Consider the following 25,783-nt stretch of genomic DNA (forward strand, 5'->3'; position numbering starts at 1 on the left):
TGCTGTTTCATGCGGCATATGCGAAATTATCTATCGTCCGGTCATTTATTTAATGTCAAATCTTGTCAATAGGTTAACGGGTAGCTTGTAACAGGCACGGTTTTTGCTTTCTGGAAAAACACGCTGTTGCAGTGCACATAAGAGGCGGCTCATGGATAACAGCCTTATCGATCTGACGAGGAACGTGCTGGATGTGGCGAGCCAGAAGGTCTCCGCCATCGAAGATATCAACCGTACCACCAAGATGCTGGCCTTCAACGCGCTGATCGAGGCCGGTCGGGCCGGCGATGCCGGGCGTGGCTTTGCCGTGGTGGCGAATGAGGTGAATTCCATCTCCCGCCAGGTCAGTGTCGTGGCCAGCGAGCTGCGGAGCGAGATCGGCCAGCTGGTGGACCGTATGGCCACCGTGGGCGAAGACCTGATGGTTCGTTTCCGGGGCCAGCGTCTGGCCGATCTGGCGCTCAACATGATCGAGATCATCGATCGTAATCTCTATGAACGCTCCTGCGATGTGCGCTGGTGGGCCACTGACAAGGCGGTGGTGGATTGTATCGCCGCCCCCACGCCTGACGCGACGGTTTTTGCCAGTTCGCGCCTGGGGGTGATTCTGGACAGCTACACGGTCTATCTGGATCTGTGGGTGGCTGACCGCAGCGGGCGGGTGATTGCCACCGGCCGACCCCGCCGCTTCCCCCATGCCGTCGGCACCAATGTCGCCAATGAACCCTGGTTCCGGCAGGCGCTGGCCACCAAGGACGGAGCGGATTTCGCTGTGGTTGATGTCACCACCAACCCGGCCCTGGATGGCCGCACGGTGGCAACCTATTCCACTGCTGTGCGGCGTGATGGGGCGGTGGATGGTGATGTCATCGGCGCCATGGGCATTTTCTTCGACTGGGAGCCGCAGGCCCGAGCCGTGACCACCGGCGTGCGGCTGGATCACAGCGAGGAAGCGCATACGCGTTGCCTGCTGGTGGATGCCGCTGGCCGGGTCATCGCTTCATCCGATGGGCGAGGCCAGTTGACGGAGACATTTCCGCTGGAAACCGGTGGCAAGCCGATGGGGCACTATGTCGACAAGTATGGCCGTCTGGTCGGATTTGCCCTGACGCCGGGCTATGAAACCTATCGCGGGCTCGGCTGGTACGGGGTGATCGTCCAGTCAGGGGAAAAGAGCCACTGATTGGAAAGGTAGCCCTGAACAAAAAAAGGGCGGCTGGCCATATCGGCCTGCCGCCCTCTCTTTAACCGCTACCTGCCGTCCGATCAGTCGAACAGGCTGGACACCGAGCGTTCGTTGCTGATGCGCTCAATGGCGTCGGCCATCAGATTGGCAATCGAGAGCTGACGGATATTCGGCGCATTGCGCACGGCTTCCGTCGCCACGATGCTGTCGGTGGTCACCAGCTCATCCAGCGGGGACTTGGCAACGCGGTCAACCGCACCGCCGGACAGCACGCCATGGGTGACATAGGCGCGCACAGAGGTGGCGCCACGCGCCTTCAGGGCCACGGCGGCATTGCACAGCGTGCCGGCACTGTCGACGATATCGTCGATCAGGATGCAGTCACGGCCGTTCACATCACCAATGACATTCATCACTTCAGAGACGCCGGCGCGTTCGCGGCGCTTGTCGATGATGGCCAGATCGGCATTCAGGCGGCTGGCAATGGCGCGGGCGCGCACCACACCACCCACGTCGGGGGAGACAACCATCAGGTTGCCATCCTTGATCCGGTCCTGGATGTCCTTGGTGAACACGCCACCGGCCACCAGATTATCCAGCGGGATGTCGAAGAAGCCCTGGATCTGGCCGGCATGAAGGTCCAGCGTCAGCACGCGGTTGGCGCCGGCCGTCGTCACCAGATTGGCCACCAGCTTGGCGGAAATCGGCGTGCGGGGGCCGGTCTTGCGGTCCTGACGGGCATAGCCGTAATAGGGCAGCACCGCCGTAATACGGCGGGCGGAGCCACGGCGCAGCGCGTCGATCGTGACCAGCAATTCCATCAGATGGTCGTTCGCCGGGGCCGAGGTCGACTGGACCACGAAAACATCCTCACCGCGGACATTCTCGTTGATCTCAACGAAGATCTCGTTATCGGCAAAACGCCGGATGGTGGCCTTGGTCAGCGGAACCTCAAGGCACTGGGAAATGGCTTCAGCCAAGGGCTGATTGCTGTTACCGGCGATCAGCTTCATGTCGTGCTGCCCGTCATTGGGTGAAAGGGGAGGGGTGAGCGGCGCCACCGCGAAACAATGTCGCCAAACCTTCACGAAGGCGGGCGCACCATAACCCCAGGCCCCCCAAACTGTAAATCGCGGCACCCTTGCGCGTTACAACGGTGTGGCAGACCGTCAAAACATGGATAGGGTTTATATCATTTTATCGGTTTTGCGGCCCGCCGCAGCCGACGGGCCTTGCGGCGACGGGCCCAGCCCCAATCCAACCGGTGAAAGAAAGACTGGAACGGATAGCGTGGTCGCTCCGGGTCCAGCAATTCCTGCTCCACCAGGAAGGTTTCTGCTGCGGTCACCTCCTGGCACAGGATGGGAACCAGTGTCTTGCCGCCGGCGCGCCGTAGAGCCTCAATGGCGGCGATCATGCCGCCTTTTTCGGCAATCGTTCGCGTGGCCAGCGGGACGGAGATGCCCAGATGTTCGGCGATCAGCCCGTCGCGCATGTCGCGCAGCCGGCCGCGTCCCTCCTGATCCATCGGCCCATCACCCAGCGCCACGGCCAGATCGCATTCCGTGTCCACCCCCATGGAGCGGTTATTCATGTTGGAGGAGCCGATACGCAGCACCTTGTCATCCACGATCAGCAGCTTGGCATGAACATAGATGCGCACCCCTTTGGGCGTCACCGGTGCATAACAGGCGAATCGCCTTCCCTCCGGGTCGGCGGCGCAGAGCGCGCCCAGAATAAGGTCACGCGCGCGGCCCATGGCCGCCTCCTCCAGCCAGCCATTGGCGATGGTGGGGTTGATGATGACGATCTCCGGCCTGTCCGGCTGTTCCAGCCGTTCCAGCAGGGCCTGACCAATCCGGCGGCAGGCGACATATTGCGCCTCTATATAGATATAGCGCCGGGCGGCGTGGATGGCCTCCAGCCAGAGTCGCTCCACCTCATGTGCTTCTTCCTGTCCGCTGAAGGCGGGCTGGGTGCGAGCGATACCGACCAGGGGCTGGCGCAACAAAGGCAGCAGGCCAGGGGGCCAGGGGGCCGGTTCATAGGCTGTGGGTGGCGGTGGGGCCGGCAGCCGTTCACCGGTGGCGTGAAACCAGCGCTGGCGGGCCAGATCGCCCAGCGCGCGGGCGGCGGCACCATCCACGGCGGCGGTCATGTCATGATAGGGCGCGTAACGTTTGGGGCCGGGGCCACGGCGGCGCGGGTCGTCATCCAGGTGACCGCGCGTGTCCCAGCGCTCCGCCGTCATATCAATGCCGCCGCAAAAGGCGATGCGGTCATCAATGACGACGATTTTCTGGTGATGGCAGGCGCCCAGCGGATGGTCAGACGCCACCCGGTAATGCAGCCGTCGGTCGCTCATCAGGTTCAAGACCCAGAGCGGTGTCATGCCCCGCATCAACCCCCAGATACCGCTGAAACGCCATTTCAGCACATGCACCTGCAGACCCGGCTTGCGCCGGATCAGCCAGGCCAGGAAACGGCCCAGCTTGTCCGGGGCCTTGGCGGGGCTTGGCCGGTCCCGATCGGGTTCCAGCCGGATTCGGGTATCGAAATCCCAGGCGATCAACAGCACCTGATGGCGCGCGCCCAGCAAAGCCTGTTTCAGGCTGCGGAAATAATCCTGCGCATCAATCATCACGCCCAGCCGGTCGGCCCGTTCCAGCCGCCAACAGGTCTCCCCAGGGCGCAGCAACGCCACCGGCCCGCCGGACGCGGGGGGGCCGTCCGGCGGCGGGGCACTGTTCAGCTCAAGGGCCGTCCCTTCCATGGTCTCGCGCATGATCGGTTCGGCCCCTGCTGGCTCAGCGGGTGATGTCGCGGACGGCTTCCTTGGCATGGCCGGCCACCTGCTGGGCCTTGCCCTTCACCTTGTCGGCGGTGCCTTCATTTTCCAGACGTTGATTATCGGTGGCGCGGCCCACGGCCTGCTTGATCTCACCCTTCACCTCGTTGAGCTTGCCCTTGATGTTGTCCTTGCTCATGGTGGTCCTCCAGACCGGTTGTTGGCCCGCCATGTCTGCTGAGCGCAGCGGCGGGATGTTGTTGAAACGGGGGCGTGGGGGCTGTGGGTCCATCGGCTGAGGGGGTACCCCCCATGCGCTGTCCTGTCGGTATCCGCCCTTGTTCCGCCACAAGAACCGGCCAGTCTGTTGCCCGTTGGCTTTTGGAGTCCCCTTTTCATGTGTCGCTGGTTAGCCTATGCGGGCGTGCCGATTTCCATGGATACATTGCTGTTCCAGCCCCGCAATTCCCTGATCCGCCAGTCGCTGCACGCCCAGCGCAGTGTCGTTTCCATCAATGGCGATGGGTTCGGCCTGGGCTGGTATGGCGATCTTAGCCGGCCGGGGCTCTACCGGGATACGATGCCCGCCTGGTCGGATGCCAATCTGCGATCCCTGGCGGAGCAGATTCGCTCGCCGCTATACTTTGCCCATGTGCGGGCGTCGACCGGTACCGCCACCTCGCGGCTGAATTGCCACCCGTTTCGTTATGGCGACTGGCTGTTCATGCATAATGGCCAGATCGGTGGCTGGCCTCAAGTGCGCCAGGATGTGGAAGGGCTGATCCGCCGCGATCTTTATCGGTTCCGCGAAGGATCGACGGATAGCGAGGCCTTCTTCTTCCTGGCCCTGGGCAATGGGTTGATGGAAGACCCGGCCGGTGCCTTTGCCCGCACCATCGCCCAGATTCTGGGCCTGATGCGGGCCGAAGGGGTGGAAGAACCGTTCCGCATGACGGCGGCGGCCAGCGATGGCCAGCGGCTTTACGCCGTGCGCTGGTCCAGCGACAAACATTCGCCCAGCCTTTACTGGACCCAGGGCCATGTCGAAGGTTGCCAGGATGGCAAGCTCTGCCTGGACGGAGGGGGACGGGATTCGGTGCTGGTCCTTTCCGAACCGCTGGATGAAGATCCCGGCCATTGGACAGAGGTACCCGATGCCAGCTTCCTGGTGGCAGAAGGCGGGCAGGTGCGGGTGGAACCGATGGCCCCTGTCACGTGAAATCATCCAAGGAGGATAAGGCGATGAGGAACCCTGCGCTGGCCGCCCTGGTCCTGGTGTTACCACTGCTGGCCGGCCCTGCCCCCGCCCAGACGGCGGTGCATCAGGTGCCCTACAAGGAATTGTTCGACCAGTTGGACAAGTTCTACTCCCTGAAGGAACGGGACCGGCTGTCGCTGCGCACCTCCATCCGGGCGGAAGATGGCAAACAGCTTAACCTGCCGGTGACGATCAGCATCGCCAGCCCGGACGGGGTGAAGGATATTCCGGTTGATGCCGACAATGCCTTCCAGCTTCCCTATCAGCCGGAATGGCTGAAGACCAATACGCTGGTTCAGTTCAACCAGTCGGAAAAGAACTATGCCATCCGTGTGCAGGTGGGCATGAAGCTGTCGGGCGACGGCAGCCATTTCAGTTATGCCGATGTGCAGGCGGCCTTTGCCCAGTTTGACAAGCTGATCGGCAAGGAAGCGGGGATGCTGTCCTTCGTGGCGCCCTCGGCCCAGACATTGCGGGTCTTCTGCGGGGTGGATTGCACCGCCACCCTGGCGGGGGCATCCAGCAGCCGGGTCATCAAGGCCGACAAGGACGGGCGGGTGATGATCCCCAATGACAAGAAGCTGCGGCGGGAGAATCCCAGCATCACCCTCAGCAAACCCCCTGCTTATACGGCCATCAGCACCAAGGAGTAAGGGCCCTGAAGCGGGGGCTGCCCTGCTTGGCGTCTGCTTGCCGCACCCCGCCCCCTCGGTTAGGGTGCGGCGCATTTTCCGACACTAGCCAGGAATATGCGCCATGGCCGCCGCCGCCCCCGACATCGCCGCCCATCCCGACCGCGTCCTGATCCTGGATTTCGGATCGCAGGTGACGCAGTTGATCGCCCGGCGTGTGCGCGAAGCCGGCATCTATTGCGAAATCATCCCGTTCAGCGCCGGGGAAGAGCGTATCCGCGCCTTCGCCCCCCGCGCCATCATCCTCTCCGGCGGGCCGGCCAGCGTGACCGAAGCCGGCAGCCCGCGCGCCCATGATGCGGTGTGGACGCTGGGCGTGCCGGTCTTTGGCATTTGCTACGGCCAGCAGACCATGTGCGAGCAGCTGGGCGGCAAGGTGGAGCCGGGTGACACCCGCGAATTTGGCCGCGCCTTTGTGAATGTGAAGGGTGATTGCGCCCTGTTTGACGGGGTATGGCACGTTGGCGCCCGCGAACAGGTCTGGATGAGCCATGGCGACCGGGTGACAAAGCTGCCGGAAGGTTTCCGCATCGTTGCCACGTCGGAAGGCGCCCCCTATGCCATCATCGCGGATGATACCCGCCGTTTCTACGCCGTGCAGTTCCACCCGGAGGTGTATCACACTCCGCATGGCGACGCGCTGATCCGCAATTTCCTGTTCAAGGTCGCGGGTCTGAAGGGCGACTGGACCATGGCGGCCTTCCGCGCCGAAGCCGTGGCCCGCATCCGTGAACAGGTGGGTTCTGCCAAGGTGATCTGTGGCCTGTCCGGCGGGGTGGACAGCTCCGTCGCCGCCGTGCTGATCCATGAGGCAATTGGTACGCAGTTGACCTGTATCTTCGTCGATACCGGCCTGATGCGGGCGGGCGAGGCCGATCAGGTGGTCACCCTGTTCCGCGACCATTACAATATCCCGCTGGTGCATGTGGATGCGTCCGACATGTTCCTGGGCCAGCTGGAAGGTGTTTCCGACCCGGAACAGAAGCGCAAGATCATCGGCCGCCTGTTTATCGAGGTGTTTGATGCAGAGGCCGCCAAGATCGGCGGGGCGGAGTTCCTGGCCCAGGGCACGCTCTACCCCGACGTGATCGAAAGCGTTTCCTTCACCGGCGGCCCGTCGGTGACCATCAAGTCGCACCATAATGTCGGCGGTCTGCCCGACCGCATGAAGCTGAAGCTGGTGGAACCGCTGCGCGAACTGTTCAAGGATGAGGTCCGCGCACTGGGCCGCGAACTGGGTCTGCCGCACAGCTTCGTCGGCCGTCACCCGTTCCCAGGGCCGGGGCTGGCCATCCGCATCCCCGGTGAGATCACGCGGGAGAAGCTGGAAATCCTGCGCAAGGCGGACACGGTCTATCTGGAAGAAATCCGCAATGCCGGCCTCTATGATGCCATCTGGCAGGCCTTCGCCGTGCTGCTGCCGGTGCGCACGGTGGGGGTGATGGGCGATGGTCGCACCTATGATTACGCCTGTGCGCTGCGCGCCGTGACTTCGGTGGACGGTATGACAGCGGATTATTATCCGTTCGACCATGGCTTCCTGGGTCGCGTCGCCACCCGTATCATCAACGAGGTGCGCGGCATCAACCGGGTGACGTATGATATCACGTCCAAACCGCCCGGCACGATTGAGTGGGAATAATTCAGGCCCATCCGAACGCCGCCGAATTTGCGCTAAAGTACGACCTAACGCACTGTAAACAAAAATAAAATACTCCTGTACCTATCGACATCTATCGGTGGGCGTAGATCGCGTTCGGCGGCCTCGCTGACGGGCCTTGCCCCCATTGATCAACCGGAAAAACGAAAGTACCGTCAGGAGCAATGAGGCTCATGACGGTACTTTTTTCGAACTAATACGCTGAAATATAAGCGTTTTCGACGACATCGGCCTCCAAAAACCGCGTGACGGTACTTTTCCGCAAGGAGGCCCGAAATGTTGACCGATGCAGCACTCAAGTGTTTGAAACCAAAAGCCAAAATGTACAAGGTATCCGATCGTGACGGCATGTATGTGCGCGTCGCGCCGTCGGGCGCCATCTCGTTCAGGCTCGACTATCGGCTGAACGGCAGGCGGGAGACCGTCTATCTCGGTAGGTATGCCCGCGACGGGATATCGCTCGCCAGGGCTCGAGAGCTATGCATTGACGCGCGCCGGGCGATTGCCGAGGGGCGGTCCCCCGCCATCGAGAAGCAGCGGGAGAAGCGCCGGATCAAGGAAGCAAAGAGCTTCGGCCAGTTCGGCGAGAAATGGCTGACCAACGCAACGATGGCCGACAGCACGCGCGCGATGCGTCGCTCCATCTTCGAACGCGAACTCATGCCCGTCTGGCGGAACCGACTTCTGACAGAGATCACACCTGATGACCTGCGCGCCCATTGCGGCAAGATCGTCGAGCGGGGTGCGCCTGCGACCGCCATCCACGTTAGGGATATCCTCAAGCAGATCTACGGTTATGCCATTCTGCATGGCGAGAAGGTCGCCAATCCGGCCGATGACGTTGGTCCGGCCTCGATCGCCACCTTTACGCCGAAGGACCGCGCGCTTTCACCCGCCGAGATCCGCATCATGTTCAAACAGCTCGAGCACGTCGCGACGCTACCGACAATCCGCCTCGGCATGAAACTCTTCCTCCTCACCATGGTCCGGAAAAGTGAGTTGCAGGATGCGGTATGGGACGAGATCGATTTCGACAACGCCGTCTGGACCATCCCGAAGGAGCGCATGAAGCGGTCGAAGCCGCACAACGTCTACCTGTGCCGACAGACGTTGGACATCATGATCGCCCTCAAGACCTGCTCCGGCAACTCCCGATATCTGTTGCCGTCCCGGTACGACGCGGACGCGCCGATGTCGCGCGCGACCTTCAATCGGGTCACCTATGCCGTCGTCGAACAGGCCAAGAAGGAGGGGCTGCCGCTGGAGCCTTTCACGGTTCATGATCTGCGGCGGACGGGCTCGACGCTGCTAAATGAGCTGGGCTTTAACAGCGACTGGATCGAAAAGTGCCTGGCGCACGAGGACGGGCGTTCATCGCGCGGCGTTTACAACAAGGCCGAGTATGAGGTGCAGCGCCGGCATATGATGCAGCAGTGGGCGGATACCGTGGACGCCTGGATCGACGGTCGGAAGCACGCCCCAACGCTTCTGCCGCCAGCTATGCCCGTGATGGAGCTTGATCCCGCCCTTTGACCGGTCGGGTTTTGCGCTTGGTGACGTCAGGGTGCTGTGCTCGACGGATCGGGGCAGCCCGCCTTGCCATCAGCCAGGCCTCGACCTCGGCCAGGTCCCAAACGATACACCGTGGCGAGAGCGCGAACCGACGAGGGAACTCGCCACGTTGTTCCATTTCATAAATCGTGCTGTCAGCCATCGGCACCATCTCGCGTAACTGGTGGCGCCGGATTGTTCGCCTGATTTGGGTAGTTTCGGTCTTTCGCATTCTCAATCTCCTTCTCTAAGGCGATTGAAAGCGATAGATATCGGTACTGGAAGCCCCCTCGAAATGCCGTGCGGTATTTTCGGGCTGTAGCGTACACATCGGCGGGTTTCTGTCGGCTGCTACAAGTTTTCACCTGTCTGAGACTGGGCGTGCTGCGTTGGAAGGCTACCTAAAGGCGATTGGCGATCTTCTCGGTCCTTCAAAAGCTTGTTGGCTGCCAGCGTTCGGCCGATGATCGCGACGCTTGGCTTTTCATGCGGTATCCCCGTTGTCGTGCTGTGATTTCCGCAATCCTTGCGTCAACACTTTCAGGTCGGGAACGAACACGACCTGACCGCGGTGGTTGGATTCATAGACGAAGTCGCGTAGCGCCGAACTCGCACTGAGTTCGGAGGAAATGTCGCCGACAATGGCAACGCGTGTGCCGAAGTTCGAGAACTTCTGGAGGATCGCTCCGGCTTTCCTTGTGCTGAGGGGGAAGAAGTCCGTCGACAGACGCTCCACAGGCAGTGCGATGATGGTCGCTCCGCCCGACCATGCCGCATTGATAAGATCGACGGCATCACGATCGTCCCGCAGCTTCGGTCCACGAAGCGAGATCTCAAAGACCCGCTCATTGCCGATGGCGGTCAGTTTCGAAGGGCGCTCGTCAGACCAATCGTTGCCGAAGGTCCATTCGAACTCCGCAGCTTCGGCAACACGCGCGTCGTGCGCGGCGTCCTCTCCGATGCGGAAACAGACGAAACCCTCGATGTGAGCATCGGACCCGGCCTCGGCAGCCAGAAACTCGGCAACGGTCATCGAGGGGTCGAGCAGGTAGCGTTGTCGAGGAAGGACGGTCTGCTCGTAGAACCGCTCCAGCCGGGCTTCGATGGCGGAACTGACGTCGCGTTCGTCTGGGCTATGCTCACGTTCGTCGTCGATTCTCAACCGCTTCTGATCGCGAATCGACGGCGGAACATGATTGACGCTCGACCACAGTGGCGAGGCGCCGACGACGTGCATGGCCAGCTTCTTGGCAACTAAATTGCCAGATGAACCGGGGGCATGTCCGCTGATTGCCACTAGCGCTACCATTCTCGCAAGGCCCGGCACCGGCGGATTGTGCGCGTATGCGCCGATCAACCCATTCTCGGTCCTGAGGATGCTTGCCCTCCGGACATGAATGTTCTCGCCGAACGTTGCAGCCAGTCGTCGCACATAGCCTGCGATGTCTCCCTGACCATCGGGCGACGGCGCTGCGAGCGTATCGGCCAATTCGCCTCCCACCGTGAACGTGGTCCGCGCGATAGCTTGCGCTGCTTGTTGAAACAGCGGATTGCGGGCAGTGAAGTCTGTCTCTGCAGCGAGCTCAACGATGACGCCGCAACGGCCATCGACGAGGAAGGCGATCAGCCCCTCGGCCGTAGGTCGGCGCTCAATGGCGGCGGGCAAGAGATGCCGTTCATGCAGGAGTTTCACTGCCGAATCGAGGTCGCCACCGGTGTCGATCAGCGCGTCTCTGCAACTCACCACTCCGGCTGCGGTGCGCTTCCGAAGGGCTTTGACGAGTTTGATATCGATCTTCTCCTTCAAAGCGACGCTCCTATGCTGACGCTGTCGGTTTGGCCGCCAGGAATGCTTCGATCTTCGAAGTCTGACCGGGTACGAAGTGATGGGCGTCTGGAAGGAACGACATCGTCAGGTCATGAACATGCGCCTCGAGACGCGCGCGGGTACCGGGCGCGTCGATAAAGACGTCCCTACCTCCGATGATCGCCAGGACAGGCATAGATAGCCGATCCAATGCGGCATCGTCGAACCGGGGGAGCGCCGCTGTGCGCGGCCGGAAGTGGCTGAAGATCAGTTCTAGGAAGGTAGCCACTGCCGCTTGATCCGGGGACGGCGCACCGCTCGGAGCGCCGGCGATCCGCTCAATCATCTTGCGGCGGCCCCACCGGCCAAGCATCAAGAGCGGCAGCGCCCAGATGAGCACGTTCCGAGGCTCGCCGACGCCGGCGGGGTTGATGACGGCGAGCTTCTGCACGCGCTCAGGACGGCGCGTCGCGTAGTCGAGCGAGAGCCAGCCGCCCATGGAGATGCCGACAAGCGACGTGCGCTGGATCGAAAGAGCTGAGAGGACCTCGTCTAGCCATCGCGCATGCGCGTCGGTATCGAGCGCGGGGCGGTTGAAGGCGCTGAGACCAGCATCGCCGATGATGTCGACAGCAAACACGTGGAATCGCTGGGTCCACGCGGCAACGTCGCTCAGCCACATGGCGGAATTCGCAGCAGTGCCATGCAACAGGACGACGGCTGGTGCATCGAGCGGGCCGCTTTCAATCACAAACGTCTCACCCGCTGAGGTCGGCACAAGATGGCGACGGCTTGGCGACGGCCAATGCTCCAGAAGCTGCTCATAGCTCTCGCGGACCGCCTTCGCGCCTTCTGGTGTTCGGAAGGCGGAACTCATGTACGGCCTTCCAGCAGGACTTCGGAGAGTTGCAGGAGTTCGGCAGCATCCGATGGCCGGGCGACGATGATGATCTTGACCTGCTTGTTCGCCGGATCGTGTGTGACGTCCACGCTCATGGGCTCGGCAGACCGGCCGTTTGCCTTGCGGGCGCCGGTCAGAAGTGCCGCCATCCTCCGTGCGAACTCGGCATCCGCGTTGGAGATATCGACGATCGTGGTCGACCTAACCTCGCGCAACGCGCCCCGAGCCGCACGATGATCACCAACCAAGGCGGCAAGGTCTGAGCGCAAGATGCGATACTGGCGACCAACCTTGGTGGCGCGCAATTGACCCTGACGAATGAATTTGAGGACGGTCTTTGGATGCAGCTTCAACTGCTCCGCGGCGAACTCGACCGTATAGAACTCTTCCGACATTTTTGTTACCTCTGGCAGGGTTTAAGTTCCTCTAAATTCCCTATATAAGGGACTCAGTCGCACATAATGGCTTATAAAGGTTATAATGCGGAGTTTAGAGGAATGGAAGAGAGCTTCCGAAGGAAGTTTGGGGATAGATGGATCTCACCGGCAGGTTGGTTTTGGATGGCCACCTGCGGCCCAGGCTGGCGATCGCGTCGGATGAACTGCAAGCTCACGCCGACCATGCGGAGGTCGGAGCGGAGGGCCGAGAGTGCCCGATCTCTCGCTTGACCTGCGATACCTTCGTTATGCTCATCTTGCCGCGGAGCACGGATCGTTCCGTCGCGCGGCACTATCCATCGGGGTCAACCAGTCTACGCTCACACGCCGAGTACAGCTTCTCGAGCGGCGGCTCGGCGTCGCTCTGTTCGAGCGCCGCCGTACTGGGGTGGTCCTGACTCCCATTGGTAGCCATTTCCTTCAGGAAGCGCGTGTTGGAGCGGAACATCTCCACAGGGCGGTCAAGGAACTGGCGTCGTCCCACACCGGGCAACACGGGCACTTGCGGATCGGCCTGATGGGAACGCTTACTCAAGGCCCCTTGCCGGAACTCCTGAGAACCTATCGACGAAAATATCCGAAGGTGAAGATCCGAGTGGAGGAAGCTTCGTTCGATGACACCCTCGCGGGCGTATCGCGAGGGCGGCTCGATGTCGCCTTTGTCATCGGAGAGCCGCAGATCGAGGGGTTTGATGCGTTGCCTGTTTGGAAGGAGCCGCTCGTCGTCGTTACGTCGGTCGAACATCCTCTTGCGCGGCTTGCGACTGTCGGATGGAGCGACCTAACCGAAGAGACAATCCTTGTCAGTTCGGACGCCTTTGGGCTCAAGGTCGCGGAGATTCTGGGGTGGCATCTGCGACGCCTCGGCAGCAGACCGCAACTATCTTTGCAGCAAGTCGGTAGAGACAATCTCATATACCTCGTGCGAGAGGGTTTCGGACTGACGCTCGCAGTGAAGTCCATGATCAGCCCGAACACCCCCGACTTGAGCATCTTGCCTGTTCAGTCCGCAGATCACCTGCAATGGACCGCGGTTTGGACCGCTCAATGCGCGAATCCGGCGCTGAGGCAATTGACGGAGCGCCTAAGACTTCGCGGTGAGCATCAACCGGCGGTTTGAGCCCGGCGGAGCTTTGTGAAGCCGCGATCTGTCGCGATAAAGCGCTCCAACATCGGAACAACGAGCTTGTAAGGCTCGATCGCCCCTTGTCCGTGCTCGCGGCCCATGGCGCCTCCGTATGCCACCAAATCTCGATGCAACGAAGCGGGTAGTTCCACCGTGATCTTGACTGGCTTTTCGTCAATCAAAGGGCCAAGTTTGAGCTTGGGCATCACGAGCCTCCATAAGGTTCTAGAACCAGGTCTCGAGTGACAATGACGCGCACCGGGAAGCCTGGGCGGATCGTCAGCGTGGGTGCGACGTTGAGCTGGCGCCGGACGATCTGTTGGCCCGCATCATTGATAGTGTCCTGACCGCCGTTGCGGATCGCCTGAATCAGGCGATCATCATTGTCCACGGCGAGTTCGGCGCCGACGCTGAGCAGGGTCGAGAGGCCCGCAGCTTTGGCGAGGTCCCACCAGTGATAATCGACGCCATCCTGTAGGCCGGCGTAGCCCTCGGCGTCGGCGCCCGGCTGGCGCTCGAGAACGATCGACCGTCCGTTCGGGAAGATCAGCCGATTCCACACCAAGAGGACGCGGCTCTGCCCGAACTGGACGTTATTATCGTACTGGCCGATGACGCGTGTGCCTTGGGGCACAAGGAGGATGCGACCCGTCGGGCTGTCGTAGATGTTTTCCGTCACCTGGGCGGTGATCTGGCCGGGGAGATCCGAACGGATGCCGGTGATCAGTGCGGCGGAGATCACGGCGCCCGCTTGCAGCACGTTTGGTGAGGCTGGCGCGGCGACGCGATCAGCCGCGACGGTGCGCCGATCGGCTGCAGCATTGAGGAAGGCGTTTTGCCGATCCTGGGCGGTTGGCGTCGTCGGCGGCGGGGCGAGGCCGAGGCTGGTGAGATCGGGCATCGGCTGTGCGCCGGGCGTAGTTTGCGACGGTGCTACCGCGGCCGTCCGAGTTTCGGTGGCGGCGAACAGCCGCGCCGTGCGCGCCGATTCGAGTTCCTGAATGCGCCGCTGCTCTTCCGGACTGAGGCCGGGGTTGGGTGGGGCCACGCCGGGCGTCGGTACGTGCTGGCCGCGATTCTGTGCTCCAAGGATGGGGCGGCCAAGGTCGCCCGGAAGCGGTGGGCCCAGCTGAGGCACGCCGCTATAATCGCGGGGCAAGCCGGCGATGCCATCGGCTGTCGAGCGGTTCTCCGTCGAGTAGAGCTCCTCGTTTGGCCGACCGCCATCGCGCATCTGAAGGGCATAGATGAGCGCACCGCCGATCCCGACGCTCGCGACCAGGCCGAGACCGGCCAGCACCTTTCGCGACAGTCGGGTGACTCGCGGCGGTTCGGCGCGTAGCCGCATCGGCGCGGGACCGACGGGCTCGCCGGTCAACGGCCGAGCCTCCTCGTCCGGCCCTTCCTCTTTCCGGGGCTCTGTCTCGCTCACGACGCCGGCCTCCCATCGGTACGCACGATGCGGACGCGCTTCTGGCGGTCGCCGGAGCCGTACCGCAACTCGGCGGCGGCGAAGAGCCGATCGACGATCATGTAGTTGCCGCGAACGCGGTAGTTGACGAGCTCCGACGTGTTACCTTCGGGCCCGACCACGAACAGCGGCGGCATCTCGCCTTGCGCGATCCCGCGCGGAAATTCGATGAACACCTGACGGCCGTCATCATAGGCGCGCAGTGGACGCCAGGGCGCGCGGTCGCCGGTCACCTCGTAGCGGAAGTTGATGTTGGCGAGATCAATCCCTGTGGCGACGGGTTGTGCGGCCTGTGCCTCCTGGTTTTGCCTACGCAGCGCGATGAGCTGGTCTTGCGGATATTGCCAGGAGACCGAAGCCATGTAGGTGCGCTCGGTCGAGCGTAGCTCCATGTGATAGGTGCGAAGATTGGTGTTGATGACGAGATTGGTCATCAGGTCCGGCCGGGTCGGCTTCACCAGGATATGGACCTGAAGCGTTGGCCCGGAGCCGCTCTGCGTATCGCCGATGATCCAGCGCACTGTGTCGCCGGCGGCGACCGGGCCGGAGCCCACGAGCTGCTCTCCGGGCTGCAACGCAATGTCGGTGATCTGCCCGACGGCGGTATAGACCTGATAGAGCGCGCCTTGGGTGAACGGATAGACCTGCATCGAATTGATGAAGCCGTCGCGCACCGGCTGAATGCGGGCTGCAGCATTGGCCTGGTTGACCCGTGCTGTCGGATCGGTCGGTTCGGGTGCCTGACGGGAGCGCTCCACCGGTTTCATCTGCCCGGGCAATGGTAGGGGCCGGGGCAGTTCCACGACTGTTACCGGCGCTGGGGGATCCACCGTCTGCACCGCAGGCGCGGCGTTGTCGTAGGAGATCTCCGGCGGAGGATTGGTGGTGGCGCAGCCGGCGAGCGCGGACGTCGCCAGCAGCAGAAGCGGCAATGCGCCTCGGCGCAAAGCCGGGATTGCGGAAATGTGTGAAGCCGGGTTTCCGGCTTTACGGAAAGACGGCTTCATTGACCAAGCTCCCGTGACCAGTTGATGGCGTTGACATAGATGCCGAGCGGGTTCGCCCTGAGCCGATCGGCGTTGCGCGGGACCTGCACGACGATTGTCAGGATCGCGGTCCAGCGCTCGGTAGTGGCGAGTTGGCCGTTCTCGTAACGGCGCTCGACCCAGGCGACACGGAAACTATCTGGAGACGCGCGGATGACGCTCGAGACTTCCACCGCGACCTGCTGTCGGCCGACCTTGGTGAATGGGTCGTTGGCCCGCGCGTAGTCGTTCAGCGCTACCGCGCCGCGGTCGGTCGTGAAGTCGTAGGCGCGCAGCCAGTTCTGCCGCACGATGATGGCGTCGGCCGGGATCGAGCGGACCTGCTCGATGAAGCGCGCCAGGTGGAAGGCGATCTGGGGGTCGGTCGGACGATAGTCGGCAACAGCCGGCGCCACGGCCTGCGCCTGGCCGAGCCGGTCGACCTGCACCACCCAGGGCACGATCGTGCCGCGCGCCGATTGCCAGACCAGCGCGGTTGCGAAGCCAGCGGAGAGGATCAGCGAACCGAAGGCCATCAGCCGCCAGTTCCTCGCCTGGACGCGCGAGGACCCGATCCGTTCGTCCCAGACCTGTGCGGCGCGCTGATAGGGCGTCTCGGGTTCGGGGGCTTTGCCATAGTGGGTGGAGGGTCGTTTGAACATCAGCGGTCGCCTTCGGAGAGATTGACGGAAGAGCCGCCGCCATGGGCGTCACCGGAGCGCACGGCGTGGGCGGTCGCCTGAACGGCGTGGGTCATGCGTTGGGAGCGGCGCATGCGCTGTGCCCATGCGGGCGGCCCGCCCGCCGCTGCCGGAGCGGCCGAGCCGCCGCCGTCGCCGGCTGCGTCGCCACCGACTGATCCCATCGTCGAGGAGCCACCGGTCGCTTCGAACGCGGCCTTGCCACCGGCATTGAAGCTCGAGCGCATGCTCTCGGCGGCGCGTGACGCGGCACGGCGCAGTGGCGAGACCGCTGCGCTGCCGCCAGCGCGGGCTACACCGCCAAGGCCCGACGCGACGCCGCTGACACCGGACTGGCCGGCTGCGCCGAGGCTGTAGGCAGTGGATGCGCCACCCGCCATCGCGGCACCGCCCCGGGCCGCGGCTGCTGCGCCTCCGGCAAGGGCCGCGCCGCCAGATGCGGCGGCGCCGACCGCGCCCGCTCCGGCGGCGATCATGCCGCCGGCCGCTAGACCTGTACCGACCGCCGCACCGGCGCTGAGTTGGGGGCCGCCGGAGACAATGCCGCTGGCGATGCCGGGACCGAAGATGCCGAGACCGAGCAGCGATAGCGCGGCGAGCACGATGGCCATCGCCTCGTCGATCGAGGGCGTGGCACCGCCAAAGCCAGCTGTGAACTCGGAGAACAAGGTGGAGCCGATGCCGATGATGACGGCCAACACCAGCACCTTGATGCCGGACGAGATGACGTTCCCAAGCACACGTTCGGCCATGAAGGCCGACTTACCGAACAGGCCAAACGGGATCAGTACGAAACCGGCGAGTGTCGTCAGCTTGAATTCGATCAGGGTGACGAAAAGCTGGATGGCGAGGATGAAGAAGGCGAGCAACACCAGCGCCCAGGCCAAAAACATGCAGGCGATCTGGATGAAGTTTTCGAAGAACGACCAGTAGCCCATCAGGCCGGAGATAGATTCCAGGAGCGGACGTCCGGCATCGAGGCCAGTCTGGGCCACCTTGCCGGGGCGGAGCAGATCGGCGGTCGTGAAGCCTGTGCCGCTGGCCTTCAGGCCGAGGCCGGCGAAGCTCTCGAAGACGATGCGGGCCAGGTTGTTCCAGTTGCCGATGATGTAGGCGAACACCCCGACGAACAGAGTTTTCTTCACCAGACGCGCCAGAATGTCGTCGTCGGCGCCCCAGGACCAGAACAGCGCCGCCAGCGTCACATCGATGACGATCAGCGTCGTGGCGATGAAGGCGACTTCGCCGCTGAGCAACCCGAATCCGCTGTCGATGTAGCGGGTGAAGACCTCAAGGAAATGGTCGATAACGCCGGTGCCGCCCATGATGTCATCTCGCCTCGTCGAGCTGAGACGGCACGATCGGTGCGGCGGGCGCCAAGATCGGCGGATCGTAGCGGCCCGATTCGGGGGTGAGGTCGCCACGCGGCGCTGGTGGTACATCCGGCAGCCGCTCGACGGGTCGCGCACCGGGGGCGAGGAAGCGGTTGCGGTTCTCGGCCCAGGCCCGCAGGCACGCCGGATCGCGCGGGCCCGCTTCGCCGAGCGTCTGGCAGCGGATCAGCTCGTTGTGCAACGGATCGCCTTGCGCTTGGGTGGTCCGGCCAGCCGGCCACGCCTCCCGCACTTCCTCTTTGCGGTTCATTTCGATCGCGGTCGCGGTGATCGCGACGGCCACGAACACGACAGCGCCAAGCCGGGCCAGCATCTTGCCGTCCATGGCCGTATCCTCAGTTGCCGTGCGGGAACATGCGGGCGTTGCCCGGCTGGTAGCCGGTGCCCGGCGTCAGGAACCGACGCCGCTGCTCGCGTCCTTGCTCGGCCGCGGCGGCGCGCTCGGCCTCGGACAGGCTCTGCGCTCGGCCGTTTGCGGCGACGACTGCGGTCAGGTCCGCAAGCTGCTGCGCTTGTAGAGCGAGAAGCTGGTTGCCCGCCTGCGTCGCCTGCAGGGCGCCTGTCGCGCCCTGGCTCTGGCCGACCAGAGCCGACATCTCGCCGCGATTGGTATCGATGTTGCCGACGACGCCGGCCTGGACGCGCATCGCGTCCTGCAAGCCTCCGACCGTGTTCTGCCAGCGCTCGCGCGCGCCGGCCACGAGCGCCTGATCGGACGCGGACAGCGACGCGTTGCCATAGGTGGTCTGAAATGCGCGGTCGATCTGCTGGACGTTGAGGGCGATGCCCTGGGCCTGTTGCAGAAGCTGCTGTGTGCGCTGCACCGACTGCTGAAGCTGCTGGAGCGAGGAATATGGCAGGCTCGCCAGATTGCGTGCCTGGTTGATCAGCATGGTGGCTTCGTTCTGAAGCTGGGTGATCTGCTGATTGACCTGCTGCAGAGTGCGCGCCGCCGTCAGGACGTTCTGCGCATAGTTGGTCGGATCGTAGACGATCCACTGCGCGGTGGCGGGCGTGGTGAAGATCGGCGAGAACGCGATCGACGTGGTCAACAGCGCCGCCGACATACACAGCGCGCGCGAGCGGGAACGAACGGAACGAGTCATGGGTGTGCCTCCGGATCGGTTTGGGGGGTGACGTTGGTGAGACCGGCGATGAGGTCGGCGGCCCAGCCGAGGCGATTTTCCGCGAGCCATTCGGCAAGGAAGCCTTCGGTGCCGCTACGGGCGTGAACCTCCGCGATCAGCGTCTGGTGCTGTTTCGACGAGGCCGCGCAGAGCGCCAGCGCCACGTCGGACAGACCGAGTTCGAAGAGTCGGTTGCCCCGCCGGGACTGGCAGTAGTAATCGCGCTTGGGCATCGCCCGAGCGAGGATCTCGATCTGACGATCATTGAGACCGAAGCAGCGATAGATGGCGGTGATCTGCGGCTCGATCGCGCGTTCGTTGGGGAGCAGGATGCGGGTCTGGCAGCTCTCGATGATCGCCGGCGCAATCGCCGAGCCGTCGATGTCGGAGAGTGACTGGGTCGCGAAGATGACGCTGGCGTTCTTCTTGCGCAGTGTTTTCAGCCATTCGCGGAGCTGACCCGCAAACCCCTCATCGTCGAGGGCGAGCCAGCCTTCATCGACGATCAACAGCGTCGGGCGCCCATCAAGGCGGTCCTCGATGCGGTGGAAGAGATAGGCGAGCACGGCGGCGGCAGCGCCGGTGCCGATCAGCCCTTCGGTCTCGAACGCCTGAACCTTCGCCTCGCCGAGATGCTCGGCCTCGGCGTCGAGAAGACGGCCGTAGGGGCCGCCGACGCAATAAGGTCCCAGCGCCTGCTTCAGGTCGTTGGACTGGAGCAGGACGGACAGGCCTGTCAGCGTGCGCTCGGAGACCGGCGCGGAGGCCAGAGATGAGAGCGCAGACCAGAGATGCTCCTTGACCTCAGGCGTGATAGGCACGCTCTCGCGCCCGAGGATGGCGATCAGCCAGTCGGAGGCCCATGCGCGTTCAGCGACGTCGTCGATGCGGGCGAGCGGCTGAAGAGACACGCTGTCGTTGGTGCCTTCGGTCAGGCCGCCGCCGAGATCATGCCAGTCGCCGCGCATGGCGAGCGCGGCGGCGCGGATCGATCCCCCGAAGTCGAAGGCGAAAACCTGGCTCTGCGGATAGCGCCGGAACTGCAACGCCATCAGCGCCAGCAGCACCGACTTGCCGGAGCCGGTTGGGCCGACGATCAGCGTATGGCCGACATCGCCGACATGGATGGAAAGCCGGAACGGGGTCGAGCCTTCGGTTCTGCCGTAAAGCAGCGGGGGTGCATCGAAGTGCTCGTCCCGTTCCGGTCCCGCCCATACCGCCGACAGCGGCATCATGTGGGCGAGATTGAGCGTGGAAATCGGCGGTTGCCTGACATTGGCGTAGACATGGCCCGGCAGTGAGCCGAGCCAGGCATCGACCGCGTTTATGGTCTCGGGCATGGCGGTGAAGTCGCGGCCCTGGATGACCTTCTCGACCATCCGGAGCTTCTCGGCGGCGATGCGAGGATCGTCGTCCCAGACGGTGATGGTGGCGGTCACATAAGCCTGGCCGGCATAGTCGGCGCCCAGTTCCTGCAGCGCCATGTCGGCGTCGGCCGCCTTGTTCGCCGCATCGGTGTCCACGAGGGCGGAGGCCTCGTTCGTCATCACCTCCTTCAAGATGGCGGCGATCGATTTGCGTTTGGCGAACCATTGCCGCCGGATCTTGGTCAGCAGCTTGGTGGCATCGGTCTTGTCGAGGAGGACCGCCCGCGTCGACCAGCGATAGGGAAAGGCCAGTCGGTTCAGCTCGTCGAGAATGCCCGGCGTGGTCGCGGTCGGGAAGCCGACGATGGTGAGGATGCGGACATGCGTGTCGCCGAGCCTGGGCTCCAACCCGCCGGTAAGCGGCTGATCGGCGAGCAGCGCATCGAGATACATTGGCGTCTCGGGCACGCGGACGCGATGCCGCTTCGTCGAGACGGTCGAGTGCAGATAGGTCAGCGTCTCGCCGTCATCAAGCCAGGCGCATTCCGGCATGAAGGCGTCGATGAGCTGGATAATGCGATCGGTGCGGTCGGCGAAGCCGCGCAGGATCTCGTGGGAATCGACACCGACGTGATCGCGGCCCTCGTAGAGCCAGGTCTCGGCGCGGGCCGCATCCTCGGCCGGCGGGAGATAGAGAAAGGTGAGGAAGTAGCTGGACTCGAAATGCGCGCCGGCTTCCTCGAAGTCGGCCTTGCGTTCGGCGTCGACCAGCGCGGAAGCGCTGTCGGCGAACATGCTGGCGGGATAGGTCGCGGCGCCGTGGCGCTGCGCCTCGACGAAGATCGCCCAGCCAGAGCCGAGGCGACGAAAGGCGTTGTTGAGCCGGCCGGCGACGGCGACCAACTCGGCCGGTACGGCGCTGTCGAGGTCGGGGCCGCGGAAGCGCGCGGTGCGCTGCAAGCTGCCGTCCTTGTTCAGCACGATCCCTTCGCCGACCAGCGCGACCCAGGGCAGGAAGTCGGCGAGCCGGGTGTTGCGGTTGCGATATTCGGCAAGGTTCATCATCGGCGTCGCTCCTCAAACCGACAGGTGGCCGGGGATTCGCAGATGCTTGCGCACGACGTCGACGAACTGCGGATCGCGCTTGGCAGCCCAGACGGCTGCGAAGTGCCCCAAGGCCCAGAGGCCAAGGCCGACCAGCCAGAGGCGAAGGCCGAGCCCGAGCGCCGCCGCCAGCGTCCCGTTCAGGATGGCGAGCGAGCGCGGCGCACCGCCGAGCAGGATGTGCTCGGTCAGCGCGCGATGGACGGGGACCGAAAAGCCCGTCACTTCGCTCGCCGTCTCGGCCGACGTCGCCATCAGACCAGCGCTCCGCCGCCGAACGAGAAGAACGACAGGAAGAAGCTGGACGCGGCGAAGGCGATCGACAGGCCGAAGACGATCTGGATCAGGCGCCGTGCGCCGCCCGAGGTGTCGCCGAAGGCGAGAGTCAGGCCGGTGATGATGATGATCATCACGGCGATGATCTTGGCCACCGGCCCTTCGATCGATTCGAGGATGGATTGCAGCGGCGCTTCCCACGGCATCGACGAGCCGGAGGCGTGGGCGGCGGGCGCGAGCGTCAACGTGATGAAGGTGACGGACACCGCCGTGGCGATGTGGCGGCGGATGCGCAAAGCATGCTGGATCATGACGGGTCTCCTGTGAGGGGCTGGGTTGCGGGGGTGACGCGGTAGTCGCCGTCGGGGCGGAGCCCCTCGATGCGGGCGAGTTCGGCGAGGCGGCGCAAGGCGCCGCGGCCGGACAGGACGGCGACCAGATCGATCGTTTCGGCGATGAGCGCGCGCGGAACGGTGACGACGGCTTCCTGGATCAGTTGCTCCATCCGGCGCAGGGCGCCGAGGGCGGTGCCGGCGTGGATGGTGCCGATGCCGCCGGGGTGGCCGGTGCCCCAGGCCTTCAAGAGATCGAGGGCCTCGGCGCCGCGGACCTCGCCGATCGGGATGCGGTCGGGGCGCAGGCGCAGCGAGGAGCGGACAAGATCGGAGAGCGAGGCGACGCCGTCTTTTGTCCGCATCGCGACGAGGTTCGGCGCTGCGCATTGCAGCTCGCGCGTGTCCTCGATGAGGACGACGCGCTCAGAGGTTTTCGACACCTCGGCGAGCAGCGCGTTGGTGAGCGTGGTCTTGCCGGTTGAGGTGCCGCCGGCGACGAGGATGTTGCGACGATCAGCGACCGCCTGGCGCAGTGTCTCGGCCTGAGCTGCGGCCATAATCCCCGCGGCGACGTAATCGTCGAGCGTGAACACGGCGACGGCGGACTTGCGGATCGCAAAGGCCGGCGCGGACACCACTGGCGGCAACAGCCCCTCGAACCGCTCCCCCGTCTCGGGCAACTCGGCCGAGACACGTGGGGCGCCGGGGTGAACCTCGGCACCGACATGGTGAGCGACCAGGCGAATGATCCGCTCGCCGTCTGAAGGCGACAGCAGCTCACCCGTGTCGGCGAGCCCTTCGGAAAGCCGGTCGACCCAGAGCCGCCCATCGGGGTTGAGCATCACCTCGACGATCGCGGGGTCTTCCAGAAATCGGGCGATCGCCGGCCCGAGGGCCGTGCGCAGCATGCGTGCGCCGCGAAGGATCGCCTCCGATTTTCGGTGAGTGGCCGCCACGTCGTCCCCGTTCTCTTGCGGGTCCGCGACATGCGGCCCTGGATCGGGAATGAGTAGAAGAGGCAGAAATTATGGTCTGACAACAACCATGACGTGGCCGTCGTACTGTGGCGTACAAAGACAGGGAAACGGCGGAACGCAGGAATACTTGCTTCCAGCTTCCCCGTGATTAATTCGCGTCGCGCGCGGGCGCGATGTCGTCTGAGATCTCCTGTCTAAGCTTCGGCCCTTGAGCGAGTCGGCGACCGAGCGCTGTAACGAACGCCTCGTAACGCTCGCCGGCCTTGGCGCGTGCCGCCTGAGCGGCGGGCTCGGGCAGTGCTGGCGTCGTGGTCACCCAGAACCGGACGAACACGGCCAGCGTCTCGACGGCGATTCCAAGGTCACGCTCCATGCGCGCCATTCGCCGGTCGAGCTGGTCGAGCCGTTTGGTGGTGGCAGCCTCCTGCCGTTCGGCGGCGTCAGGCGACAGGAAGGAGGCGATGCCGGCCTCAGCGATCAGCGAGAGAGATTGATCGCGTCGAGCGGCATGAGCGGCAAGCGCCTTCATGACGTCCGGTTCGAGGTACACCGACAGTCGCTGCTTCTTGCGAGGCTTCGTCATTGTGCCTCCTAAAGCTCGATGCCGTCGCCGGGATCGAGCGACGCCTGGCGCGCCACTTGGCGCATGGTCTGATTCATGCGCGACAGGCGTGCAGCATCCTCATCGACGTCGTCACGCGGCTCGATCTCGAACTCGTTGTCAATGGGCGCCTTACGCTCGACTGGCTTCGCGCGGCTGAGTTCGGGTTGATGCCGGCGCTCGGAGTCGGTCGTATCCTCGTCCTCCGATCCGACGCCGCTGGTGGCCATCGCGACCGCTGGCGTCGCCGGAAGGGGCAGCGTGCTCCAGTCGTCCGGTCGGGCCGTTGCCGGCTTCATCAGGTTCGGCGGCGACATGATGCGCTCCTGAAACCGGCGGTCCTCATAGTATCGCGCCTTCTTCGCGCGGATCGGCGGGGTGCCCGCCACCATGACGATCTCGTCCGACGGCGGTAGCTGCATGATCTCGCCCGGTGTCATCAGTTGCCGGGCTGTCTCCGAGCGTGAGACCATCATGTGGCCGAGCCAGGGCGACAGGCGATGACCGGCATAGTTCTTCATGGCGCGCATTTCGGTCGCGGTGCCAAGCGCGTCGGAGACGCGCTTGGCGGTCCGCTCGTCATTGGTCGCGAAGCTGACGCGGACATGGCAGTTGTCCAAGATCGAGTTGTTCGGTCCATACGCCTTCTCGATCTGGTTCAGCGACTGGGCGATCAGGAAGGCCTTGAGGCCATAGCCCGCCATGAACGCCAGTGCGCTCTCGAAGAAGTCGAGACGGCCGAGCGCCGGAAACTCGTCGAGCATGAGCAGCAGGCGGTGCCGGGTTCCTTTGGCTTGCAGATCCTCGGTCAGGCGCCGTCCGATCTGATTGAGGATCAGGCGGATCAGCGGCTTGGTCCGGTTGATGTCCGACGGCGGCACGACGAGGTAGAGCGTGGTCGGATGCTTGCTGCCGACGATATCGACGATGCGCCAGTCGCAGCGGCGCGTGACCTCAGCAACGACAGGGTCGCGATAGAGGCCGAGGAACGACATCGCCGTCGACAGCACGCCCGACCGCTCGTTGTCGGATTTGTTCAGCAGCTCGCGCGCCGCACTGGCGATCACCGGATGCGGGCCGGCCTCGCCCAGGTGAGCGGTCTTCATCATGGCGGCCAGCGTCGACTCGATCGGCCGCTTCGGATCGGAGAGGAAGGCGGCAACGCCGGCCAGGGTCTTGTCGGCCTCGGCGTAGAGGACGTGCAGGATCGCGCCGACCAGCAGCGCATGACTGGTCTTCTCCCAGTGGTTCCGCTTCTCCAGTGAGCCCTCTGGGTCGACGAGGATGTCGGCGATGTTCTGAACGTCACGGACCTCCCACTCGCCGCGGCGCACCTCGAGCAACGGATTGTAGGCTGCCGACTTCGTGTTGGTGGGATCGAACAGCAGGACGCGGCCATGATGTGCGCGATAACCTGCCGTGAGCGTCCAGTTCTCGCCCTTGATGTCATGGACGATGGCGGACCCCGGCCAGGTCAACAGTGACGGCACGACCAAGCCGACGCCCTTGCCGGACCTTGTCGGTGCGAAGCACAGGACATGCTCGGGACCGTTATGGCGGAGATAGTCGTGATCGAATTTCCCCAGCACGACGCCATCCGCTCCCAGCAGCCCGGCGGCGCGCACTTCGCCCCCATCGGCCCAACGGGCGGAACCGAAGGTCTCCGCGTTCTTCGCTTCGCGGGCCCGCCAAACCGACATGCCGATCGCAACCGCGATGGCGATGAAGCCGCCGGAAGCGGCGATATAGGCGCCCTCGACAAAGGTCGGCGGAGCATAGGCATCATAGAAATACCACCACCAGAAAAAGGCGGGCGGATAGTAGATCGGCCAGCCGGCCAGTTCGAACCATGGAAGTCCAAGCTGTGGCTGGAAGCCAAGACGGTAGGCCGTCCACTGCGTCGCCGCCCAGGTTGTCATCAGCACGATCAGGAAGACGGTGAGGATCTGGCCCCAAAGGATTTTGGTCGCCGACATGGCGGGCACTCCTTTCTTTATTG

The 25,783-nt window shown here is 63.9% G+C and carries 26 protein-coding genes; 6 read left to right on the top strand and 20 right to left on the bottom strand.

Features of this window, described 5'->3' with window-relative positions:
- Window positions 1-151: 151 nt before the first annotated feature.
- Window positions 152-1,183: a methyl-accepting chemotaxis protein gene (locus GE253_RS12115; protein ID WP_153204365.1), complete on the top strand. Its 1,032-nt coding sequence runs from the start codon at window positions 152-154 to the stop codon at window positions 1,181-1,183.
- Window positions 1,184-1,266: 83 nt separating this feature from the next.
- On the opposite strand, the gene GE253_RS12120 is transcribed toward GE253_RS12115, so the two are convergent.
- The 3 genes from GE253_RS12120 to GE253_RS12130 form a co-directional block, all read right to left on the bottom strand.
- On the bottom strand, window positions 1,267-2,199 hold the full coding sequence (locus GE253_RS12120; RefSeq protein ID WP_153204366.1) for a ribose-phosphate pyrophosphokinase: 933 nt from the start codon (window positions 2,197-2,199) through the stop codon (window positions 1,267-1,269).
- 179 nt (window positions 2,200-2,378) lie between these two features.
- On the bottom strand, window positions 2,379-3,971 hold the full coding sequence (locus GE253_RS12125; protein ID WP_247878610.1) for a phospholipase D-like domain-containing protein: 1,593 nt from the start codon (window positions 3,969-3,971) through the stop codon (window positions 2,379-2,381).
- 22 nt (window positions 3,972-3,993) lie between these two features.
- A complete protein-coding gene (locus GE253_RS12130; RefSeq protein WP_153204367.1) occupies window positions 3,994-4,173 on the bottom strand; it encodes a CsbD family protein in 180 nt (59 codons plus the stop codon).
- A 198-nt stretch (window positions 4,174-4,371) separates the two neighbouring features.
- On the opposite strand from GE253_RS12130, the gene GE253_RS12135 reads away from it, so the two are divergent.
- The 4 genes from GE253_RS12135 (at window position 4,372) to GE253_RS12150 (ending at window position 9,117) form a co-directional block, all read left to right on the top strand.
- Complete coding sequence (locus GE253_RS12135) at window positions 4,372-5,193, top strand: class II glutamine amidotransferase (protein ID WP_153204368.1); 822 nt, start codon at window positions 4,372-4,374, stop codon at window positions 5,191-5,193.
- A gap of 23 nt (window positions 5,194-5,216) precedes the next feature.
- Window positions 5,217-5,885 carry a DUF2987 domain-containing protein gene (locus tag GE253_RS12140; protein WP_153204369.1) on the top strand — a complete coding sequence of 223 codons (669 nt, stop codon included), beginning with the start codon at window positions 5,217-5,219 and terminating at the stop codon, window positions 5,883-5,885.
- Between the two features lie 103 nt (window positions 5,886-5,988).
- On the top strand, window positions 5,989-7,566 hold the full coding sequence (gene guaA, locus GE253_RS12145) for a glutamine-hydrolyzing GMP synthase (protein WP_153204370.1): 1,578 nt from the start codon (window positions 5,989-5,991) through the stop codon (window positions 7,564-7,566).
- A 294-nt stretch (window positions 7,567-7,860) separates the two neighbouring features.
- A complete protein-coding gene (locus tag GE253_RS12150; protein ID WP_107123496.1) occupies window positions 7,861-9,117 on the top strand; it encodes a tyrosine-type recombinase/integrase in 1,257 nt (418 codons plus the stop codon).
- On the opposite strand, the gene GE253_RS12155 is transcribed toward GE253_RS12150, so the two are convergent.
- The 4 genes from GE253_RS12155 to GE253_RS12170 all read right to left on the bottom strand — a co-directional run bounded on the left by GE253_RS12155 (window position 9,083) and on the right by GE253_RS12170 (window position 12,238).
- Complete coding sequence (locus tag GE253_RS12155; RefSeq protein WP_153204371.1) at window positions 9,083-9,367, bottom strand: AlpA family phage regulatory protein; 285 nt, start codon at window positions 9,365-9,367, stop codon at window positions 9,083-9,085. The genes GE253_RS12150 and GE253_RS12155 overlap by 35 nt on opposite strands.
- A gap of 252 nt (window positions 9,368-9,619) precedes the next feature.
- Window positions 9,620-10,942: a translation elongation factor Ts gene (gene tsf / locus GE253_RS26045; protein WP_153204372.1), complete on the bottom strand. Its 1,323-nt coding sequence runs from the start codon at window positions 10,940-10,942 to the stop codon at window positions 9,620-9,622.
- Window positions 10,943-10,952: 10 nt separating this feature from the next.
- On the bottom strand, window positions 10,953-11,819 hold the full coding sequence (locus GE253_RS12165) for an alpha/beta hydrolase (protein WP_107123493.1): 867 nt from the start codon (window positions 11,817-11,819) through the stop codon (window positions 10,953-10,955).
- Window positions 11,816-12,238, bottom strand: coding sequence for a helix-turn-helix domain-containing protein (locus tag GE253_RS12170; protein ID WP_048649004.1), 423 nt, complete (start codon window positions 12,236-12,238; stop codon window positions 11,816-11,818). Before GE253_RS12170 ends, GE253_RS12165 begins: the two co-directional genes overlap by 4 nt.
- 253 nt (window positions 12,239-12,491) lie before the next feature.
- Here GE253_RS12170 and GE253_RS12175 point away from each other — a divergent pair, with 253 nt between their 5' ends.
- On the top strand, window positions 12,492-13,400 hold the full coding sequence (locus GE253_RS12175; protein WP_107123492.1) for a LysR family transcriptional regulator: 909 nt from the start codon (window positions 12,492-12,494) through the stop codon (window positions 13,398-13,400).
- Here GE253_RS12175 and GE253_RS12180 read toward each other — a convergent pair.
- From GE253_RS12180 to GE253_RS12240, 13 genes are all read right to left on the bottom strand, one after another.
- Window positions 13,385-13,612, bottom strand: a complete 228-nt coding sequence (locus GE253_RS12180; protein ID WP_107123549.1) for a DUF2274 domain-containing protein — start codon at window positions 13,610-13,612, stop codon at window positions 13,385-13,387. The two genes, GE253_RS12175 and GE253_RS12180, sit on opposite strands and share 16 nt — an antisense overlap.
- Window positions 13,612-14,838, bottom strand: coding sequence for a TrbI/VirB10 family protein (locus GE253_RS12185; RefSeq protein WP_348770833.1), 1,227 nt, complete (start codon window positions 14,836-14,838; stop codon window positions 13,612-13,614). Before GE253_RS12185 ends, GE253_RS12180 begins: the two co-directional genes overlap by 1 nt.
- Complete coding sequence (gene trbG / locus GE253_RS12190) at window positions 14,835-15,884, bottom strand: P-type conjugative transfer protein TrbG (RefSeq protein WP_153204374.1); 1,050 nt, start codon at window positions 15,882-15,884, stop codon at window positions 14,835-14,837. The genes GE253_RS12185 and trbG overlap by 4 nt, the downstream gene beginning before the upstream one ends.
- A complete protein-coding gene (gene trbF / locus GE253_RS12195; protein ID WP_107123489.1) occupies window positions 15,881-16,564 on the bottom strand; it encodes a conjugal transfer protein TrbF in 684 nt (227 codons plus the stop codon). Before trbF ends, trbG begins: the two co-directional genes overlap by 4 nt.
- Window positions 16,564-17,928 carry a P-type conjugative transfer protein TrbL gene (gene trbL, locus GE253_RS12200; RefSeq protein ID WP_153204375.1) on the bottom strand — a complete coding sequence of 455 codons (1,365 nt, stop codon included), beginning with the start codon at window positions 17,926-17,928 and terminating at the stop codon, window positions 16,564-16,566. Before trbL ends, trbF begins: the two co-directional genes overlap by 1 nt.
- Before the next feature lie 4 nt (window positions 17,929-17,932).
- Entirely contained in the window at window positions 17,933-18,322 is a 390-nt protein-coding gene (gene trbK-alt, locus GE253_RS12205; RefSeq protein ID WP_153204376.1) for a putative entry exclusion protein TrbK-alt, read from the bottom strand.
- A 10-nt stretch (window positions 18,323-18,332) separates the two neighbouring features.
- On the bottom strand, window positions 18,333-19,103 hold the full coding sequence (gene trbJ / locus GE253_RS12210; RefSeq protein WP_153204377.1) for a P-type conjugative transfer protein TrbJ: 771 nt from the start codon (window positions 19,101-19,103) through the stop codon (window positions 18,333-18,335).
- Complete coding sequence (gene trbE / locus GE253_RS12215; protein ID WP_153204378.1) at window positions 19,100-21,556, bottom strand: conjugal transfer protein TrbE; 2,457 nt, start codon at window positions 21,554-21,556, stop codon at window positions 19,100-19,102. The genes trbJ and trbE overlap by 4 nt, the downstream gene beginning before the upstream one ends.
- A 12-nt stretch (window positions 21,557-21,568) precedes the next feature.
- Window positions 21,569-21,850 carry a VirB3 family type IV secretion system protein gene (locus tag GE253_RS12220; protein ID WP_153204379.1) on the bottom strand — a complete coding sequence of 94 codons (282 nt, stop codon included), beginning with the start codon at window positions 21,848-21,850 and terminating at the stop codon, window positions 21,569-21,571.
- Window positions 21,850-22,182, bottom strand: coding sequence for a TrbC/VirB2 family protein (locus GE253_RS12225; protein ID WP_107123483.1), 333 nt, complete (start codon window positions 22,180-22,182; stop codon window positions 21,850-21,852). Before GE253_RS12225 ends, GE253_RS12220 begins: the two co-directional genes overlap by 1 nt.
- A complete protein-coding gene (gene trbB / locus GE253_RS12230; RefSeq protein WP_348770834.1) occupies window positions 22,179-23,162 on the bottom strand; it encodes a P-type conjugative transfer ATPase TrbB in 984 nt (327 codons plus the stop codon). The genes GE253_RS12225 and trbB overlap by 4 nt, the downstream gene beginning before the upstream one ends.
- 169 nt (window positions 23,163-23,331) lie before the next feature.
- Entirely contained in the window at window positions 23,332-23,766 is a 435-nt protein-coding gene (locus GE253_RS12235; protein ID WP_107123481.1) for a CopG family transcriptional regulator, read from the bottom strand.
- An 8-nt stretch (window positions 23,767-23,774) separates the two neighbouring features.
- Entirely contained in the window at window positions 23,775-25,760 is a 1,986-nt protein-coding gene (locus tag GE253_RS12240) for a conjugal transfer protein TraG (protein ID WP_153204381.1), read from the bottom strand.
- Window positions 25,761-25,783 lie beyond the last annotated feature (23 nt).

Source organism: Niveispirillum sp. SYP-B3756 (assembly GCF_009495745.1).
In the GTDB taxonomy this organism is placed as follows: Bacteria; Pseudomonadota; Alphaproteobacteria; order Azospirillales; family Azospirillaceae; genus Niveispirillum.

Excerpts from the sequence above, each read along its gene's own strand:
- trbK-alt (WP_153204376.1), bottom strand. The coding sequence starts at position 18,322 with ATGGACGGCAAGATGCTGGCCCGGCTTGGCGCTGTCGTGTTCGTGGCC.
- GE253_RS12125 (WP_247878610.1), bottom strand. The coding sequence starts at position 3,971 with ATGCGCGAGACCATGGAAGGGACGGCCCTTGAGCTGAACAGTGCCCCG.
- trbG (WP_153204374.1), bottom strand. The coding sequence starts at position 15,884 with ATGAAGCCGTCTTTCCGTAAAGCCGGAAACCCGGCTTCACACATTTCC.
- trbL (WP_153204375.1), bottom strand. The coding sequence starts at position 17,928 with ATGGGCGGCACCGGCGTTATCGACCATTTCCTTGAGGTCTTCACCCGC.
- trbE (WP_153204378.1), bottom strand. The coding sequence starts at position 21,556 with ATGATGAACCTTGCCGAATATCGCAACCGCAACACCCGGCTCGCCGAC.
- GE253_RS12180 (WP_107123549.1), bottom strand. The coding sequence starts at position 13,612 with ATGCCCAAGCTCAAACTTGGCCCTTTGATTGACGAAAAGCCAGTCAAG.
- trbJ (WP_153204377.1), bottom strand. The coding sequence starts at position 19,103 with ATGACTCGTTCCGTTCGTTCCCGCTCGCGCGCGCTGTGTATGTCGGCG.
- GE253_RS12135 (WP_153204368.1), top strand. The coding sequence starts at position 4,372 with ATGTGTCGCTGGTTAGCCTATGCGGGCGTGCCGATTTCCATGGATACA.
- GE253_RS12140 (WP_153204369.1), top strand. The coding sequence starts at position 5,217 with ATGAGGAACCCTGCGCTGGCCGCCCTGGTCCTGGTGTTACCACTGCTG.
- GE253_RS12225 (WP_107123483.1), bottom strand. The coding sequence starts at position 22,182 with ATGATCCAGCATGCTTTGCGCATCCGCCGCCACATCGCCACGGCGGTG.
- GE253_RS12220 (WP_153204379.1), bottom strand. The coding sequence starts at position 21,850 with ATGGCGACGTCGGCCGAGACGGCGAGCGAAGTGACGGGCTTTTCGGTC.
- GE253_RS12120 (WP_153204366.1), bottom strand. The coding sequence starts at position 2,199 with ATGAAGCTGATCGCCGGTAACAGCAATCAGCCCTTGGCTGAAGCCATT.
- trbF (WP_107123489.1), bottom strand. The coding sequence starts at position 16,564 with ATGTTCAAACGACCCTCCACCCACTATGGCAAAGCCCCCGAACCCGAG.
- GE253_RS12240 (WP_153204381.1), bottom strand. The coding sequence starts at position 25,760 with ATGTCGGCGACCAAAATCCTTTGGGGCCAGATCCTCACCGTCTTCCTG.
- GE253_RS12115 (WP_153204365.1), top strand. The coding sequence starts at position 152 with ATGGATAACAGCCTTATCGATCTGACGAGGAACGTGCTGGATGTGGCG.
- GE253_RS12165 (WP_107123493.1), bottom strand. The coding sequence starts at position 11,819 with ATGAGTTCCGCCTTCCGAACACCAGAAGGCGCGAAGGCGGTCCGCGAG.
- GE253_RS12170 (WP_048649004.1), bottom strand. The coding sequence starts at position 12,238 with ATGTCGGAAGAGTTCTATACGGTCGAGTTCGCCGCGGAGCAGTTGAAG.
- GE253_RS12130 (WP_153204367.1), bottom strand. The coding sequence starts at position 4,173 with ATGAGCAAGGACAACATCAAGGGCAAGCTCAACGAGGTGAAGGGTGAG.
- guaA (WP_153204370.1), top strand. The coding sequence starts at position 5,989 with ATGGCCGCCGCCGCCCCCGACATCGCCGCCCATCCCGACCGCGTCCTG.
- GE253_RS12150 (WP_107123496.1), top strand. The coding sequence starts at position 7,861 with ATGTTGACCGATGCAGCACTCAAGTGTTTGAAACCAAAAGCCAAAATG.
- GE253_RS12155 (WP_153204371.1), bottom strand. The coding sequence starts at position 9,367 with ATGCGAAAGACCGAAACTACCCAAATCAGGCGAACAATCCGGCGCCAC.
- GE253_RS12235 (WP_107123481.1), bottom strand. The coding sequence starts at position 23,766 with ATGACGAAGCCTCGCAAGAAGCAGCGACTGTCGGTGTACCTCGAACCG.